This window comes from Sulfitobacter marinus (assembly GCF_900116285.1).
Classification (GTDB): Bacteria; Pseudomonadota; Alphaproteobacteria; order Rhodobacterales; family Rhodobacteraceae; genus Sulfitobacter; species Sulfitobacter marinus.
On sequence record NZ_FPAJ01000003.1, the window covers coordinates 71,315 to 86,451 of the forward strand.

Here is a 15,137-nt window from a genome sequence, read left to right on the forward strand (position 1 = left end):
CCGTGCTAACACCTAAAGCATAGAGGCTTTTGAGATGTTCCAACACCGACGTGCAACCAAAGGGCCATTGGCAAGCGCCCTGTCTATGGCAGAGCTGGTGTATCATTCCGTCGTCCGGCAGGTGCGCAAGCAGCATAATAATGCCTTTGCCGCAATCGGGATCAACATTTTTCAGGCGATCATCTTCGTTGGCGTGTTTTACGTGATGTTTTCGATCCTTGGGATGCGCGGCTCTGCTATCCGGGGTGATTTCGTCATCTACATCATGAGCGGCATTTTCCTGTATATGATGCACACGAAAACGGTGACAGCCGTGGTCGGGTCCGAAGGACCGGCAAGCGCGATGATGCAACACGCGCCTATGACCACCATGATCGCCCTGGCAGCATCCGCATTAGGGTCGCTTTATATCCAGATGCTTTCGCTGGTGATGATCATGTCGGTCTATCACCTCGCGTTTAATCCTGTGGAAATCTACGACTGGTCGGGCGTGTTTTGCATGATGATGATAGCATGGTTTACCGGTGTTGCGGTGGGCATGGTTTTGCTGGCCATCAAACCATGGGCCCCCTCATTCACGACCATCTTCACATCGCTGTACCAGCGGGCAAACATGATCGCGTCGGGCAAGATGTTTCTGGCCAACACATTGCCGACCTTCATGCTGGCCATGTTTGACTGGAACCCGCTTTTCCACATCATTGATCAAGCACGCGGATTTGCGTTTATCAATTACAACCCACGCTACAGTAATTGGGAATACGCCGTCTGGGTCGGTGTGGTTTTGATGGTGATTGGCCTGATGGGCGAATTTTATACGCGCAAACACGCCTCGGCCAGCTGGAACGCCCGCCGCTAGGTCAATCCACTACACGCATGGTCAGGTTGATACGGCCACCCTTGGGCAACAGCTTGGACGACCCTGCGCGGATGCGATCAACGCCATGGTGGTTCAACCGTGCCTCGCCGCCCATCACAACGACATCCCCCGACTGCAACCAAACACTGTCGGTTTTGCCGCCACGTTTTTGCCCGCCGATGCGAAACAAGGCCTCGTCCCCCAGCGAAACCGATACAACCGGCCATCTAAAGTCGGCCTCGTCGCGGTCTTGGTGCATACCCATTTTGGCATCAACGGCGTAGTAATTGATCAGGCAGCATTCAGGCTTGCGTTCCAATCCGGTCAATTGGTCCCAGATGGCCATGATCCGATCCGGGATAGCGGGCCAGACCTGACCATCTGGATGCGCCTCTGCATAACGATACCCTTTGGAATCCGTCATCCAGCCGTATTTCCCGGCCGAAGTCATACGGACCGACATTTTTTGTCCGCCCGGCGTGACGGGACGAAAGAAGGGGGCGGATTTGACCACTGCGCGCACATCGTCCAGCACCGCCCGCTGCCCAGCCGGATCAAGCAACCCTTTATGGATTTCAAAGCCACGCAACCGCAAAATCGTCATTTATTTGCCTCTCACAGCCCGAATACGGAAAAATCCATACAGATTCTTCTATTCCTTTCTCATGCAACGGTTGCAGGGTCCAGAACTGCTCCTTATATACCCATCGAACCGCTGAAGGCATCCGGCCTTTAGCCTACTAGATCGGGGCGAGGGTGCCACAATGGGCCCTAGTCCCGTGTCATCGCCTTAACTTAATGAGGGATCAAATCATGTCCAAAGTAATTGGTATCGACCTAGGAACCACCAACAGCTGTATCGCCATTATGGACGGCAGCCAGCCTCGCGTGATCGAAAACGCAGAAGGTGCACGTACAACACCATCGATCGTCGCTTTTACAGATGACGAACGTCTGGTCGGCCAGCCTGCCAAACGGCAAGCGGTCACAAACCCAGAAAACACAATTTTCGGCGTTAAGCGCCTGATCGGGCGTCGCAATGATGACCCGGATCTGGCCAAGGACAAAAAGAACCTGCCATTCGCAGTCATCGACGGCGGTAACGGCGATGCATGGGTCGAAGCCAAAGGCGAGAAATACTCCCCTTCGCAAATCTCGGCGTTCATCCTTGGTAAAATGAAGGAAACAGCGGAATCGTATCTGGGCGAAGAAGTGTCCCAGGCGGTTATCACTGTGCCTGCATATTTCAACGACGCCCAGCGTCAGGCTACCAAAGACGCAGGTAAGATTGCCGGCCTCGAAGTGCTGCGGATCATCAACGAACCGACAGCGGCGGCTCTGGCTTACGGTCTGGACAAAAAAGAAACGCAAACAATCGCGGTCTATGACCTTGGTGGTGGTACATTCGACGTAACCATCCTGGAAATCGACGACGGTCTGTTCGAAGTGAAATCCACCAACGGGGACACATTCCTAGGCGGCGAAGACTTTGACATGCGCATCGTGAACTACCTTGCGGAAGAGTTCAAAAAATCCAACGGCGTTGACCTGACCAAAGACAAGATGGCGCTTCAGCGCCTGAAAGAAGCGGCAGAGAAAGCCAAGATCGAACTGTCCAGCGCAAGCCAGACAGAGATCAACCAGCCGTTCATCTCGATGGGCAAAGACGGTTCGCCGTTGCACATGGTTATGAAACTGACCCGCTCCAAACTTGAGCAGTTGGTTGGCGACCTGATCAAATCCTCGATGAAGCCATGTGCCGCTGCGTTGAAAGACGCGGGTATCTCGGCCTCTGACATCGACGAAGTTGTTCTGGTTGGTGGTATGACCCGCATGCCGCGCGTCATCGAAGAAGTGACCAAATTCTTTGGCAAAGAGCCGCACAAGGGTGTGAACCCTGACGAGGTTGTTGCCATGGGTGCGGCCATTCAGGCCGGTGTTCTGCAAGGCGACGTTAAAGACGTTGTTCTGCTTGACGTCACACCGCTGAGCCTTGGTATCGAAACATTGGGCGGTGTATTCACCCGTCTGATTGATCGTAACACCACGATCCCGACCAAAAAGTCTCAGGTGTTCTCGACCGCAGAAGACAACCAGAATGCTGTGACCATCCGCGTGTTCCAAGGCGAACGCGAAATGGCTGCGGACAACAAGCTCCTCGGTGCCTTTAACCTGGAAAACATCCCGCCAGCACCACGCGGTATGCCCCAGATCGAAGTGACCTTTGACATTGACGCGAACGGTATCGTTGCTGTTGGCGCGCTGGATAAGGGCACTGGCAAAGAGCAAAAGATCACGATCCAGGCTTCTGGTGGTTTGTCCGATGCGGATATCGAACAGATGGTGAAAGACGCCGAAGACAACGCGGACGCAGACAAAGAGCGTCGCGCGCTGATCGAAGCGAAAAACCAGGCGGAATCGCTGATCCACTCGACAGAAAAGTCGCTGGAAGAGCATTCTGACAAGGTTGACCCAACCACCGTCGAAGCGATCGAACTGGCCATCGCGGCCCTGAACGATGAGCTGGAAACCGATAACGTCGAAAAGATCAAATCGGGCATTCAGAACGTCACCGAAGCAGCGATGAAACTGGGCGAAGCCATCTATAAGGCCGCTCAAGACAGCAACGAAGACGTGGCCGAGGCGGCGGACGAGCCCCAAGGTGGCGACGACGACATCCTTGATGCCGACTTCGAAGATCTGGACGACAACAAGCGCACGTAAGTGTGCCATTGAAACCACTGATGGGGCCGGTCCGATTGCAGGGCCGGCCCGTCATGTTTCAACGCAGGAGCTAATTCATGGCCAAACGTGACTATTACGAGATACTAGGCGTTGCCAAAGGGGCATCCGCCGACGAGATCAAAAAAGGCTATCGTAAAAAAGCCAAGGAATTGCACCCCGACCGCAATGCCGACAACCCCAAGGCCGAAGCCCAGTTCAAAGAGGCGAACGAAGCCTATGAGGTTCTGAAAAGCGCCGAGAAAAAAGCCGCCTACGACCGTTATGGTCACGCCGCTTTCGAAGGTGGTATGGGCGGCGGCGGTCAGCGCCCCGGCGGTTTCGGCGGCGGCGGTGGTCAGGGCGATTTCTCGTCTGCCTTCTCTGATGTGTTCGACGACCTGTTCGGCGACTTTATGGGCCAACGCGGTGGTGGCAGCGGCGGACGCCGTGCCGCGCGCGGGGCCGATTTGCGGTACAACCTTGGCATCACCCTCGAGGAAGCATTCAAGGGGATGCAGAAATCAATCAATGTTCCCACCTCAGTGGCGTGCGATTCCTGTAACGGATCGGGTGCAGAAGGCGGTGCCGAACCCACAACCTGCCCCACCTGTTCGGGCATGGGTAAGGTACGAGCGCAGCAGGGTTTCTTTACCGTTGAACGCACCTGTCCGACCTGTTCCGGCATGGGCCAGATCGTTAAAAACCCCTGCAAGGCTTGCCGGGGCGCAGGCCGCGTTGAAAAAGACCGCGCGCTGTCTGTGAACATTCCTGCCGGTGTCGAAACCGGTACACGCATCCGTCTGGCTGGCGAAGGCGAGGCCGGCATGCGTGGCGGGCCGTCGGGCGATCTGTACATCTTTATTGAAGTGCAAGATCACGAGCTGTTTGAGCGTGACGGGCCGAACCTGTTCTGCCGCGTTCCCGTATCGATGAGCACAGCAGCCTTGGGCGGAAGCATTGAGGTGCCGACCATTGATGGCGGCCGGGGCCGTGTGCAAATTCCGGCAGGCAGCCAGTCGGGCCGTCAAATGCGGTTGCGCAATAAAGGCATGCCGCCCCTGCGCGGCGGTGGCACCGGCGATATGATTATCGAACTGGCCGTCGAAACGCCTGTGAACCTGACCGGCCGCCAAAAGGAATTGCTGCAAGAGTTTGAAAAGGAATCCGAGAACAATAACCCGGAATCCAGCAGCTTCTTTTCCTCGGTCAAATCCTTTTGGGATACGATGAAGGGCTAACAACAAGGTGGGGCACTTGTCCGCCCCACCTGACCCTGCTGCACGGACAGAAACGCCTAAATTAACGCAATCCTAACCACCCCTGCTAAATGGTGTGGGTATGCGGAAAAATGCCCCCTCTTTTGCTGATCCCGTGTTCCCGTTTCTACGAGACGAGGCCACGCAGATCGCCCCCACTTCGGGCAAGCAACCCTCCTATATTGCCAATCACCGCCAAAGGTTGCGTGCGCGGTTCATGCAAGGCGGGGCGGACCCGCTGCCCGATTATGAACTGCTGGAACTGGTGTTGTTCCGCGCCATCCCGCGCCGTGATGTCAAACCCCTTGCCAATGCATTGATGGAAAGTTTCGGCGATTTTAACCGTGTCATCACCGCGCCCGAAGCTCGCTTGCGAGATATTTGCGGTGTGGGCGACGCCGTTATCGTGGAGCTAAAGATCGTCGAAGCCGCCGCCCACCGCATGGCCCGGTCAAAAATCATGCAGCAACATGTTGTGTCCAGCTGGGATGCGCTTTTGGATTATTGCCACACGGTCATGGCTCATCGCGAAACCGAACAGTTCCGCGTGCTGTATCTGGACCGCAAGAACGTCATCATCGCAGACGAGGAACAGGCCAAGGGAACGGTTGATCATGTTCCTGTCTACCCGCGCGAAGTTGCCAAGCGCGCGCTTGAGCTGAACGCCAGCGCGTTGATTTTGGTACATAATCACCCCTCAGGTGATCCGACCCCCTCGCAAGCGGACATTGATATGACCGGGCAGGTTTTATCCGCCTGCACGGCGCTCGGGATGACCTTGCATGATCATTTAATCATCGGAAAATCAACCGAGCTCAGCTTTCGCGCCGACGGGTATATATAGGCTGCGACAAGCCTGTTCAGAATTGCGGAATTTACCACGCGCGCTGCAGCTAGTATGACGTTTTCTATGATTGATATGCCAATCCCAGATGACTTGTCCCTGTCGCAGCGCAGCGGTTTACCCGATGCGCTGCGCAGCCTGATCGAGGCGTACCCCCGCGCCGGATGGGCGCAAAACCCGAATTATTCTCAGCTGATTGCCTTTTGGCTGGACCGGCACCTGATGTTTCGCCGCCTTCTGGATCAATTGGACAGCGATGCCAAATCAGCGATGGACCGGATTGAGGAACCCGATCAATATAAACGCAAACTACACCGGTTTGGCGGCATGTTGATCAACGAACTTCACGGCCATCATCAAATCGAAGACGCCCAGTATTTTCCGATCATGTCAAAGCTTGAGAAGAGCGCCGAGCGGGGGTTTGATATTCTTGATGCCGATCATCACAGCCTTGATGGCATCCTGTCAGACCTCGCAAACAGCGCCAATGCTGTGTTGCAACATGACGGCGCGGCGGGCGGGTTTATCGATGCGACAGCGGCGCTAAAGGGCCAGCTTGATGCCTTTCGACCGATGCTGAACCGCCATCTGACGGACGAGGAAGAATTGGTCGTACCGGTGCTGTTAAAATACGATCCGCCGCAGTTTCGCTAACGCACCCAAACTTCGACGCGCCGGTTTACTTGGCGCCCCCAAGAACTGTCATCGCAGGCCATTAGCATGGCCTCGCCAAATGCATCTACGTCCAATGTCACGCGATCCAGATTGACGGTAACCGCTGCGGTCGTCACCGCCCGGCGCACGGCCTTGGCGCGGCGCAGGGCGATTTTCCGGTTCGCTTCCGGGCCCCCTTCGCTATCGCTGAACCCCACAAACAGCAAACGGCGCGCGTCATACTGGCCAAGCTCCAGCGCACGGGCCAGTTGCTGCACATTTGACCGTGATTGCGCATCCAGCCGGGCCGACCCCGCTTCGAAGCGGAAAGTCGTGGACAGCCGCGCCATGGGGGTCAATGTCCTGGTCATGCGTTGCAGATCTTTTAACGTGGTACCTTCCCCGGCCACGCTGATTGCATTGGCAAAACGGTTTCCCTGATCGTTAACCGAAATTTCTTCTGGTGCTTGGTCTACGAATCCGGCCCTGCGGATCACGATCTGAGCCGTGGGGCTGCGGGTGAAGGAAAGGAAGTCACGCGCCAGCTGCGGTAGTCGCCGGGCTGGAAAATACAAGAACATGGGCGCTGTCAGGGGGTAGTCTTCGGTTTTGACGGTCCGGCGGGACGCGTCCAGCTCAAAGCCGCAGTCCCCTGTCAGGGTAAGCACATCAGTATTTCGCCGCTCAGCATAGCTGGTAATTCCCAAGGCAAATGTATCACGGGCCACCGCCTTGGCCAGATCACCGGGCAAGATGTGCCGCGTGACTTCCGCCGCCAGTTCCAAACCTGCCGGGCGCAAAACCTGATCATCGATCGCCTGCGCCAATCCACTGCTGTCGTTGGGCAGGTGTAAATCAATCGGCGCGTCGGGCCCGCCCAGATCGTTCCAATTTGATATCTCAGCCGCGAAAACCCGCGCTAATGTAGCTGGGGAAATGGACCTGATCGGATTTGACGGCGACACAACGGGTACGACCGCATCAAGCGCCAGAACACGGCTGCGGTTCGGGCCGGTCATGTCGCCAAGCCCCGCCTCGCGGGCGCGCAGCCGTTCCTGCGGGCGCATTTCACGCAGCGACATTACAATATCGGCTTCATCGGCCAGTAAATCGGCAAACCCTTCGTCAGAATTGCTGCCGTGAAACATAAAGCGGCCAACCGGCTCGTTGGTTTTCTGGTCTTCCAGCCGGTAGCTAAAATGGGTGTCATCGCCGTCTTGGCGCAGGGCACGGTATCCACTGCGTTTCGCAAAGGCATCGATCAAGGCAGGCATCAAAACCTGCGCCATCGTCGCCGACCCGGACAACCGAAGCTCTGCGACGTATTTGTCAAGGTTCGGACACCCCGGGCCCGCGCATTGGACCCCGGACCCATCGACGGTCAGTTCACCATATTCAGTGTCGATCCGGTAAAATTCACCATCAAAACCAAGCAACGTACCGCTTAGTTCAATCTTGCCATCGCGTGAGGTAAGCGCCACATCTTGCGCCGCGAGCTGCGCGGTTCCGCCAGATAGGAAAAGTGCGGCGAAAACCGCCGCACGTAGGGAAGTGAGCATGTGACCTCAGCTTAATTCAGTTACTGGCGAGTTTCAGGTCTTCAAGCAAATTATTCAACACCAGAAAGCTGCCCACGGCATCACAGTCAGGGACAGACAGTGTCAGATCACGTATGCGGACGCCATCATCCGGCATCATCTCCAACGTCTGGGCTTCGATCTCTTCGCCGCAGTTGGCGGTTGTTACTTCGGCCTCAACGCTAAGCGCGACACCGCCACTTCCATGACCATGGTCGGCTGGAAATGTATATACTTCGGCGAGCATCGGGGACGCCGCATTTTTATCGCCATTCAGGATGACAAAGCCGCCTTCGCCAGTGATGGCGGACGCCCTATCGCGCGGATTTCCCGCCCAGATATGGCCCGCGTCGTCATAACCGGCACCCATCTCAAATGCGTGTATTTGGAAACCAGCCACGTCTCTCCACTGTAAAACCACGCGGCGAAAATCAACCAGATCGATAACCTCGGTCTGCGCGACGGCACCATCGCCATTCCCAAAAGCAAGCACAAAAACCGCTGTTTCGCTCAGCGCTGGAACCTGAATGTCCAGGCCGCCAGTAGACGATGTGGTATGGGTGAAAATCATGCCTTTGTGGTGAATGTTGATCCGTTCGTTGGGAAGGCATGGCGCATCAAGCGTCACGTTTACCATCGCCGCCGCCATCGGGCGTGCCTCGGCAATGATATCGCAGGAATCGGGGGTGGCCTGCGGCACTATCTCAAGCGCAGGGCTCTCACCCTTGGATGCCGCTGCCAGAGTTACAATGGTATCAGGGTCAGCTAGGGTATCGCCAGTAAGACCGGCCTGAACATCAAAAGCAGCCGATGTCAGCTCGATATCTTGAACTTCAAGGATCGTTGTTTTCGCATCCAAAGCCTCAAGCTGCCGTTCACGCGCGTCCGCCTTGGATGCGGTGCCGTACCGTTCCATCGCCACGTCAGAGCTTTGCATGATAAAGCCGATACCCAAGGCACAACCCAGCGTTCCTGCAGCGGTAAGGATTTCTTTTGTACGAGACATGTCCAAGACCTCACTGGGAATGATTCCCAGCTAAACGTCGTACAAAACCACGTCGAAGCTAAGGCAAGGCAAAGGTATGAATCTGGCTTTTTCTGGGCAAGATGCTTGGCAGATCAGATGTGGTAGTAACCTTTGCTATACTTAGAAAAGGCACCACCTTCGTAAGTAGTCAGCTCTTTTCAATAGACATGACCGGTTACTTCAACCCCGAAGTCGCGATGAATTCTGCAAGCTGAAAGATCAGCTGGCCGCGGGCGGTGGCGATGCCTGCGGGGCCGCTTTTGGGGTCGAACGACACGCTTTGGTCGAACAGGCCCGACCGTTCCCGGCCACCCCCTGAAACTGCAACGAAATACTGGCCGGTCGCACGAAACTGGCCGGTCTCGGTCGCCAACAACTCGGTAAAGCGCAGGTCAAGCCGGGCGTCGGGATAGGCATCAAAGGGCCATGGTTCTGATGCAACAGCCCGTCCGGTCAAGCGTGACAGGCTTTCGCTGATCTCAAGCGCCACTGCACGTTCTGGCGCATCAGCCCAAAGCGTATCGGTCGAGCTGACCAATGTGCCATCATTCTTGCGGATGTGGATTTCATCGGCGGCCGCATAGCTCGGCAGGGAAACATCACGTACCTCGACCGACCGGAAGGCGATCCGCACGGTTTCGGTCACGGGGGGCAGCGTCACAGCATAGCGATCCGCCGATCCGCAAGCGACCAAGGTCAACAGCAGCCCAAGAGCTGCGAAACATTTTACGACGTTCATGATCTACCGTCCCAGCAAGAGCGAATTTGGATTACGTTCAATGGTCTTGGCCAAAGATGCAAGCGCGTCAGCCGCTTTTTGAATGTCTCGCATCGTTTCCTGTGCGGAGCGGGTGATCTTATCGCCCTCGTCGTAGCCTTCGATGGTGCGGCTGGCCTGATCAAACAAGGACGACAACCGATCAATGATTTCTGGCAAATCTTGTGCCGATACCGCGATATTATCGGCAGCATTGCGTGCAGATGCCAATGTTTGGTTGACGTTCTCAACCGCCCCGCCCTCGCGCAGTTCCTGCAAGGTATAATTCAGCTCATCCAAGGCGTTTTTCAGCGATCCAGGCAGGGCAACCGCCTCTGGCGTATCAATCACAGCTTCGGCCGAACGGGTGAGTGCGGTCAACTCATCCACCAACTCCTGAAGCTCAAGTGCGCTGGCTTTGGCGGCGACAGCTTGCACTTCTGTAATGAGTTCAGGCACGCCTTCGATGGATGTCGAAAAGCCATCGGCAGCGCTGGATACCCCATCAAGCGCATCCATCAACCGCTTGGCCAATTGTTGCTCCTCGAGCGTGGCAACCAGTGTTTCCACCCGCGACAAAGTTGCATTCAAACTGACGGGGATATTCTGAACGGAGTCTGACGACACCAGCCCCGTGACCTCGTTGATCAAGGTCCGCACGTCCTTTGGTGTTTGTTGAAGCTCATCGCTGCCAATAAACGCTTGGGCGGAATTCATCAGGCCAATGGCGCTGTTAAGCAGTTCCTCGATGGGCAGGTTGTTAATACGGGTAAACACCCCTTCAACGCTCGCGGTCGCGTCCGATGCCTCGTTCTTTGTGGTCGGCATGACCGGCAAGCCATCCGACGCCGCCTCAAGCCGCGCGAAAGGGGCGCCTTCGACCACGACCATTTCCACCTTAAGGCCACCCGTCAGCAGGCTGGCGTTGGCCAAACGGGCACGCAACCCATTCGCAACGCGGTCTTGTAAAAACTCCAATGCGCGCTCGGCGGTCACTTCACCCGGCAAACCAAGGCGCGCAGGCTGGATGGACAGGGTCGCGTTCAACCGGACCCGACTGTCGCCGAACTGGTTGTAATCCACAATCCCGGACAGCGCTTCGACCTGACCGATGTTGAGCCCGCTCAGCTCGACCACGGCACCAACAGCGAGGCCTGAAATATTCTCGTCAAAAATCACGCTCAGCTCGATCGGATCCACTGCAGAGGAATTGAACACAGCGTTGCGTGCCTGCTCTTTGGTGGGGTAAATCTCGAAAACCGTCCCGTCTTGAATACGACTGCCCCCTGAAACGAAGGTGTCAAAGGTAACGCCCCCGCCAATCAGCGTGGCGATGGATTCAAAGTCGATCTCGGCACCGCCGGGACCAATTGAGACACTAAAGCCCGAACTGTCCCAAAACCGGGTAGAGCTGTTCACCAGATTGCGGTGCTCTTCGTAAATCAACGCCTCGACGATAGCGAAGTTGCCGCGCGGGGCGATCTCGGCTTTGCCCAGACGACCTACTTCAATGCCGCGATACAAGATCGGCGCGTTGTCAGTAAGCTGACCATTCCCCACGGTGCGAAACGCGATCTGCAAACCTTTTTGGCCGGTGCGGATCAGGGGTGCATTTTCCGCGCCGCTAAAACGATTGGCGAAGGGCCCAATTTCATCATTCCAAGACCCTTCGATATACACGCCGCTCAGCACAGTGCTTAACCCGGTGATGCCTTGGGCCGACACTTCAGGCTGGACGATCCAGAAGGCGGCGCTGTTATCGATATAAGGGGCAACATCCTTGTCGACACGGATTGAGGCAACAACCTTGCCCAGCCCTTGGGAAAACCCAACCGCTTCGACCCGACCAACAGTTACGTCGCGAAACCGCAATTCGGTTTCACCTGCCTTGATGCCCGCGCCATTTTCGAACTCGACAAAAATCTGCGGGCCGCGCGCGCTATAGCTTTGCCAAGCCACACCCAATGCAATCAAAAGCGCCAGAAACGGGATGATCCATACGATTGATGCGCCGCTAAGAAATATCTTGCGCGCAGATTTGATCGGCACGTCAGGTGGTGTGTCAGTCATTGTGTGTGGAATCCCCATTCCCCGACCGGTCATCCCAAATCATACGGGAATCGAAAGCCTGTGCAGAAAGCATAGTGAAAATCACGGAAAGTGCGAAGAACATACTCGCCGGTCCAGGATTGATAGTCGCAAGTGTCTTGAGTTGTACCAGAGATGATAAAATCGCAACCACAAAGATATCGATCATCGACCAGCGGCCAATATACTCGACGACCTCATACATGAAATGCCGCGCGCTATTTGATGCCATCCGGCGCGTTTTGACGCTGATTGCCAGAAATGCGATGGCCCAAAATTTAGCCAGTGGAATGACGACCGACGCCACCAAAATAATCGCCGCAACCCCGAACGCGCCGTGATGAGCCAATTCGACCGCACCGCCGACAATCGTGCTTTCGTCGTTTTGAAACAACGTTTTGGTGCGCAGCATCGGGTAGATATTCGCCGGGATATAGCACATCAGCCCGACGACCCAAAAGGCCCAGACACGTTGCAGGCTGCCATAGTCGCGCGACACCATTTTATGACCGCAGCGCCCGCAAATCTGTGTGCCCATCGGCCACGCTTTGGTGCAACGCGTACAAGCCACAAGGCCCATCTGGCGCGCACTTAGGATTTTTTGGGGTGTTCCAGAGAGTTCCATACCGACCATTTACAAATAAAATTCTCTTGCGCGACCACCAAAACAACCAGACCGCCAAACATCCAGAACGCAGGCCCAAAACCGACCGTTGCCAGATCTGCGATTTTTACCAGCGCAACGGCGCAACCAAGTGCAAAGATTTCAGCCATAGACCACGGGCGCAGCGCCTCGGACGCGCGAAAGGCCTGCATGGCGTATCGGGCGGGGGGCAGATCCAGCACCACAGGTACCAGTACATAAAGCGTAATCACCACCCGGATTAACGGCACAATCAGGATCAAAGCGGCGGTCGCCAGGGCCAGCAACAAAAGCGGCCCGCTTGAAAAGGCCAATGCCGCATCGATCACCGAAACCGAATTTTTATTGCCCGCCGCATCGATATCAAGAAACGGAAAGAAAGCCGCGCCAATGATCAAAATAAACGTCGCGATTGAAATAGCGATGATAATCAGCCCTGCTTTGTGCCGGGGCGCGATCAACACGGTATGACAGCGTTGGCAGACCGCCCTTTCGCCCATTTTAGGGATTTTTAGATGATACACGGCATCGCATTGCGGGCAGACAATCAAGTCTGCCAGCGGCGTTTGCGTTTGTGTATCTACGGTGTCCTTCATTGCACTTTTATACAGTAGTTTTTGGCATTTGATATTCAATTCCTCACACGATCTAGTCATCAAAATCGGCTCGTGAACGGGTGTTCTTTGGCCACAAAGCGGAACGAATTCACCACATAGGTGTTGGGAGGGAGAAGCAAATAACGAGCACAAAAGGAGAGTAACGATGACACAGATTTCAAATGCAAAAATCATGATCCTTTCGACCAATGGTTTTGAACAATCCGAGCTTGAGCGCCCCCTGAATGACCTGCGCGCCAAAGGTGCGACAGTACATGTTGTGACCCCCGATGGCGAAGACATCAAAGGCTGGGACCAAAAGGATTGGGGCAACACCGTTCCCGCTGACAAGGCCTTGGCCGACGTAAGCGTTGACGATTACAACGCGCTTGTCCTGCCCGGCGGTCAAATGAACCCCGACATTCTGCGCGCCAACAAAGACGCCGTTGCGCTGATCAAAGCGTTTGGCGATTCCGGCAAGCCGATTGCCGCCATCTGCCACGCACCTTGGTTGCTGATCGAGGCCGGGATTATCGAGGGGCGCAAAGCAACCTCTTACGGGTCCATCGCCACCGATCTGAAAAATGCGGGTGCGCATTTTGAGGACAGCGAAGTTGTGGTTGATCAGGCGATCATCACCAGCCGTTCCCCCGACGATCTGGATGCGTTCATCGCAAAGATCGTTGAAGAGGTCGAAGAAGGCAGACACGACCGCGAAGCTGCCTAATTCTGGCTTGCGTATCGTATCGGAAAGGCAGGGTTCGCGCCCTGCCTTTTTGGTGTTCAGCCCAAGGCTTGCATGATGCTTTTGCCCAGCTTTTCGACCAGTTCATCAATTTGTGCGTCCGTGATGATAAACGGTGGTGCCAGCAGCACGTGATCCCCGGTTCTCCCGTCAATCGTGCCAGACATCGGATAGCAAATCAGACCGTTTTCAAATGCGTGTTTCTTGATCTTTGCAGCAATACCCAAGGTTGGATCAAACGGCGCTTTGGTACTGCGATCAGCCACCATTTCAACGCCCATGAACAAGCCACGGCCCCGAATATCGCCGACGTTAGGGTGCTGGCCAAAGGCGGCATTTAACGCGCTGCGCAGCTTGTCCCCCTGACGTTGCACATTGGACAACAGATCACGCCCGAGAACGGCGGAAACCACCGCGACACCGGCGGCCGCGGCCGTCGGGTGGCCCAGATAGGTATGCCCATGCTGGAAAAAGCCTGTGCCGTCTTGGATCGCCTGGTAAATCTGGGCCGTGCATAGCATTGCCCCGATGGGCTGGTATCCGCCGCCCAACCCCTTGGCGATACACAAGATATCCGGGTTCACGCCTTCTTGCGTGCAGGCAAATAGCGCGCCTGTGCGCCCCATGCCGCACATCACCTCGTCCAAGATCAACAACACGCCGTATTGATCGCAAATCTCGCGGATGCGTTTGAAATACCCCGGTGCGGCGGTCAACGCGCCAGATGTCGCCCCCACCACAGGCTCGGCAATGAATGCCATCACGGTTTCCGGGCCGACACGCAGCAATTCTTCCTCAAGCAGGTTGGCGGCGCGGAGGCCGTATTCCTCGGGTGTCTCGCCATCATGCATCAGGCGGTATTCATAGCAGGGATTGATGTGGCTGATATCCAACAGCAGCGGCGCGAATTGCGCGCGACGCCATTCGTTCCCGCCCGCCGATAACGCGCCAATGGTGTTGCCGTGATAGCTTTGCTTGCGGGCGATGATACGGCCCCGTTCGGGCTCTCCCCGCTCAACGTAGTATTGGCGGGCAAGTTTCAGCGCGGCCTCGACCGCCTCTGACCCGCCGGACACCAGATAGACGCGATCCAGATCGCCCGGCGCGTGTTCGATCAACAGATCGGCAAGGGTTTCAGCCGGTTCAGAGGTCAAGAACCCCGTATGCGCATAAGCCAAACTGTCCAACTGCGCCTTGATCGCGTCAATCACTTCGTGGTCGCCATGGCCAAGGCACGACACCGCCGCCCCACCTGATGCATCCAAATACTGCTTGCCGCTGGCGTCGGTCAGATAGCACCCCTCGCCACTGACGGCGACCGGGGGCAGGTTGCGGGTGTGACGGGGAAAGACATGCGACATCAGGTT

At 56.0% G+C, this 15,137-nt stretch carries 14 protein-coding genes; 6 read left to right on the plus strand and 8 right to left on the minus strand.

Annotated features, from left to right (window positions below):
• Positions 1–34 precede the first annotated feature (34 nt).
• Positions 35–859: an ABC transporter permease gene (locus BM347_RS09245; RefSeq protein WP_093916197.1), complete on the plus strand. Its 825-nt coding sequence runs from the start codon at positions 35–37 to the stop codon at positions 857–859.
• Position 860: 1 nt separating this feature from the next.
• Here the strand turns inward: BM347_RS09245 and BM347_RS09250 are convergent, their stop codons facing one another.
• Entirely contained in the window at positions 861–1,463 is a 603-nt protein-coding gene (locus tag BM347_RS09250; protein ID WP_093916198.1) for an alpha-ketoglutarate-dependent dioxygenase AlkB family protein, read from the minus strand.
• Between the two features lie 209 nt (positions 1,464–1,672).
• Here BM347_RS09250 and dnaK point away from each other — a divergent pair, with 209 nt between their 5' ends.
• From dnaK to BM347_RS09270, 4 genes are all read left to right on the plus strand, one after another.
• Entirely contained in the window at positions 1,673–3,583 is a 1,911-nt protein-coding gene (gene dnaK / locus BM347_RS09255) for a molecular chaperone DnaK (protein WP_093916199.1), read from the plus strand.
• A 77-nt stretch (positions 3,584–3,660) separates the two neighbouring features.
• Positions 3,661–4,821, plus strand: coding sequence for a molecular chaperone DnaJ (dnaJ, locus tag BM347_RS09260; protein WP_093916200.1), 1,161 nt, complete (start codon positions 3,661–3,663; stop codon positions 4,819–4,821).
• 100 nt (positions 4,822–4,921) lie between these two features.
• The gene (gene radC, locus BM347_RS09265; protein WP_093916201.1) at positions 4,922–5,683 is read left to right on the plus strand and encodes a RadC family protein; all 762 of its coding nucleotides are present in this window, start codon (positions 4,922–4,924) and stop codon (positions 5,681–5,683) included.
• 66 nt (positions 5,684–5,749) lie between these two features.
• Complete coding sequence (locus BM347_RS09270; protein ID WP_093916202.1) at positions 5,750–6,337, plus strand: hemerythrin domain-containing protein; 588 nt, start codon at positions 5,750–5,752, stop codon at positions 6,335–6,337.
• Here BM347_RS09270 and BM347_RS09275 read toward each other — a convergent pair.
• The 6 genes from BM347_RS09275 to BM347_RS09300 form a co-directional block, all read right to left on the minus strand.
• On the minus strand, positions 6,334–7,896 hold the full coding sequence (locus BM347_RS09275) for a substrate-binding domain-containing protein (RefSeq protein WP_093916203.1): 1,563 nt from the start codon (positions 7,894–7,896) through the stop codon (positions 6,334–6,336). The two genes, BM347_RS09270 and BM347_RS09275, sit on opposite strands and share 4 nt — an antisense overlap.
• A 16-nt stretch (positions 7,897–7,912) precedes the next feature.
• Positions 7,913–8,920 (minus strand): hypothetical protein, encoded by a 1,008-nt coding sequence (locus BM347_RS09280; RefSeq protein ID WP_093916204.1) that lies wholly within the window; start codon positions 8,918–8,920, stop codon positions 7,913–7,915.
• A gap of 196 nt (positions 8,921–9,116) precedes the next feature.
• Entirely contained in the window at positions 9,117–9,680 is a 564-nt protein-coding gene (locus tag BM347_RS09285; RefSeq protein WP_093916205.1) for a PqiC family protein, read from the minus strand.
• A gap of 3 nt (positions 9,681–9,683) precedes the next feature.
• Positions 9,684–11,768: a PqiB family protein gene (locus BM347_RS09290; RefSeq protein WP_245764235.1), complete on the minus strand. Its 2,085-nt coding sequence runs from the start codon at positions 11,766–11,768 to the stop codon at positions 9,684–9,686.
• On the minus strand, positions 11,761–12,366 hold the full coding sequence (locus BM347_RS09295; protein WP_093916207.1) for a paraquat-inducible protein A: 606 nt from the start codon (positions 12,364–12,366) through the stop codon (positions 11,761–11,763). The genes BM347_RS09290 and BM347_RS09295 overlap by 8 nt, the downstream gene beginning before the upstream one ends.
• An 11-nt stretch (positions 12,367–12,377) precedes the next feature.
• Complete coding sequence (locus BM347_RS09300; RefSeq protein WP_093916208.1) at positions 12,378–13,025, minus strand: paraquat-inducible protein A; 648 nt, start codon at positions 13,023–13,025, stop codon at positions 12,378–12,380.
• A 166-nt stretch (positions 13,026–13,191) separates the two neighbouring features.
• Between BM347_RS09300 and BM347_RS09305 the strand changes: the two genes are divergently transcribed.
• Positions 13,192–13,752: a type 1 glutamine amidotransferase domain-containing protein gene (locus tag BM347_RS09305; protein WP_093916209.1), complete on the plus strand. Its 561-nt coding sequence runs from the start codon at positions 13,192–13,194 to the stop codon at positions 13,750–13,752.
• A gap of 56 nt (positions 13,753–13,808) precedes the next feature.
• Here the strand turns inward: BM347_RS09305 and BM347_RS09310 are convergent, their stop codons facing one another.
• Positions 13,809–15,131 carry an aspartate aminotransferase family protein gene (locus BM347_RS09310; protein WP_093916210.1) on the minus strand — a complete coding sequence of 441 codons (1,323 nt, stop codon included), beginning with the start codon at positions 15,129–15,131 and terminating at the stop codon, positions 13,809–13,811.
• Positions 15,132–15,137 lie beyond the last annotated feature (6 nt).

Bases quoted from the DNA above. Each gene is read 5' to 3' on its own strand.
- BM347_RS09245 (WP_093916197.1), top strand. From the start codon at position 35: ATGTTCCAACACCGACGTGCAACCAAAGGGCCATTGGCAAGCGCCCTG.
- BM347_RS09250 (WP_093916198.1), bottom strand. From the start codon at position 1,463: ATGACGATTTTGCGGTTGCGTGGCTTTGAAATCCATAAAGGGTTGCTT.
- dnaK (WP_093916199.1), top strand. From the start codon at position 1,673: ATGTCCAAAGTAATTGGTATCGACCTAGGAACCACCAACAGCTGTATC.
- dnaJ (WP_093916200.1), top strand. From the start codon at position 3,661: ATGGCCAAACGTGACTATTACGAGATACTAGGCGTTGCCAAAGGGGCA.
- radC (WP_093916201.1), top strand. From the start codon at position 4,922: ATGCGGAAAAATGCCCCCTCTTTTGCTGATCCCGTGTTCCCGTTTCTA.
- BM347_RS09270 (WP_093916202.1), top strand. From the start codon at position 5,750: ATGATTGATATGCCAATCCCAGATGACTTGTCCCTGTCGCAGCGCAGC.
- BM347_RS09275 (WP_093916203.1), bottom strand. From the start codon at position 7,896: ATGCTCACTTCCCTACGTGCGGCGGTTTTCGCCGCACTTTTCCTATCT.
- BM347_RS09280 (WP_093916204.1), bottom strand. From the start codon at position 8,920: ATGTCTCGTACAAAAGAAATCCTTACCGCTGCAGGAACGCTGGGTTGT.
- BM347_RS09285 (WP_093916205.1), bottom strand. From the start codon at position 9,680: ATGAACGTCGTAAAATGTTTCGCAGCTCTTGGGCTGCTGTTGACCTTG.
- BM347_RS09290 (WP_245764235.1), bottom strand. From the start codon at position 11,768: ATGACTGACACACCACCTGACGTGCCGATCAAATCTGCGCGCAAGATA.
- BM347_RS09295 (WP_093916207.1), bottom strand. From the start codon at position 12,366: ATGGGCCTTGTGGCTTGTACGCGTTGCACCAAAGCGTGGCCGATGGGC.
- BM347_RS09300 (WP_093916208.1), bottom strand. From the start codon at position 13,025: ATGAAGGACACCGTAGATACACAAACGCAAACGCCGCTGGCAGACTTG.
- BM347_RS09305 (WP_093916209.1), top strand. From the start codon at position 13,192: ATGACACAGATTTCAAATGCAAAAATCATGATCCTTTCGACCAATGGT.
- BM347_RS09310 (WP_093916210.1), bottom strand. From the start codon at position 15,131: ATGTCGCATGTCTTTCCCCGTCACACCCGCAACCTGCCCCCGGTCGCC.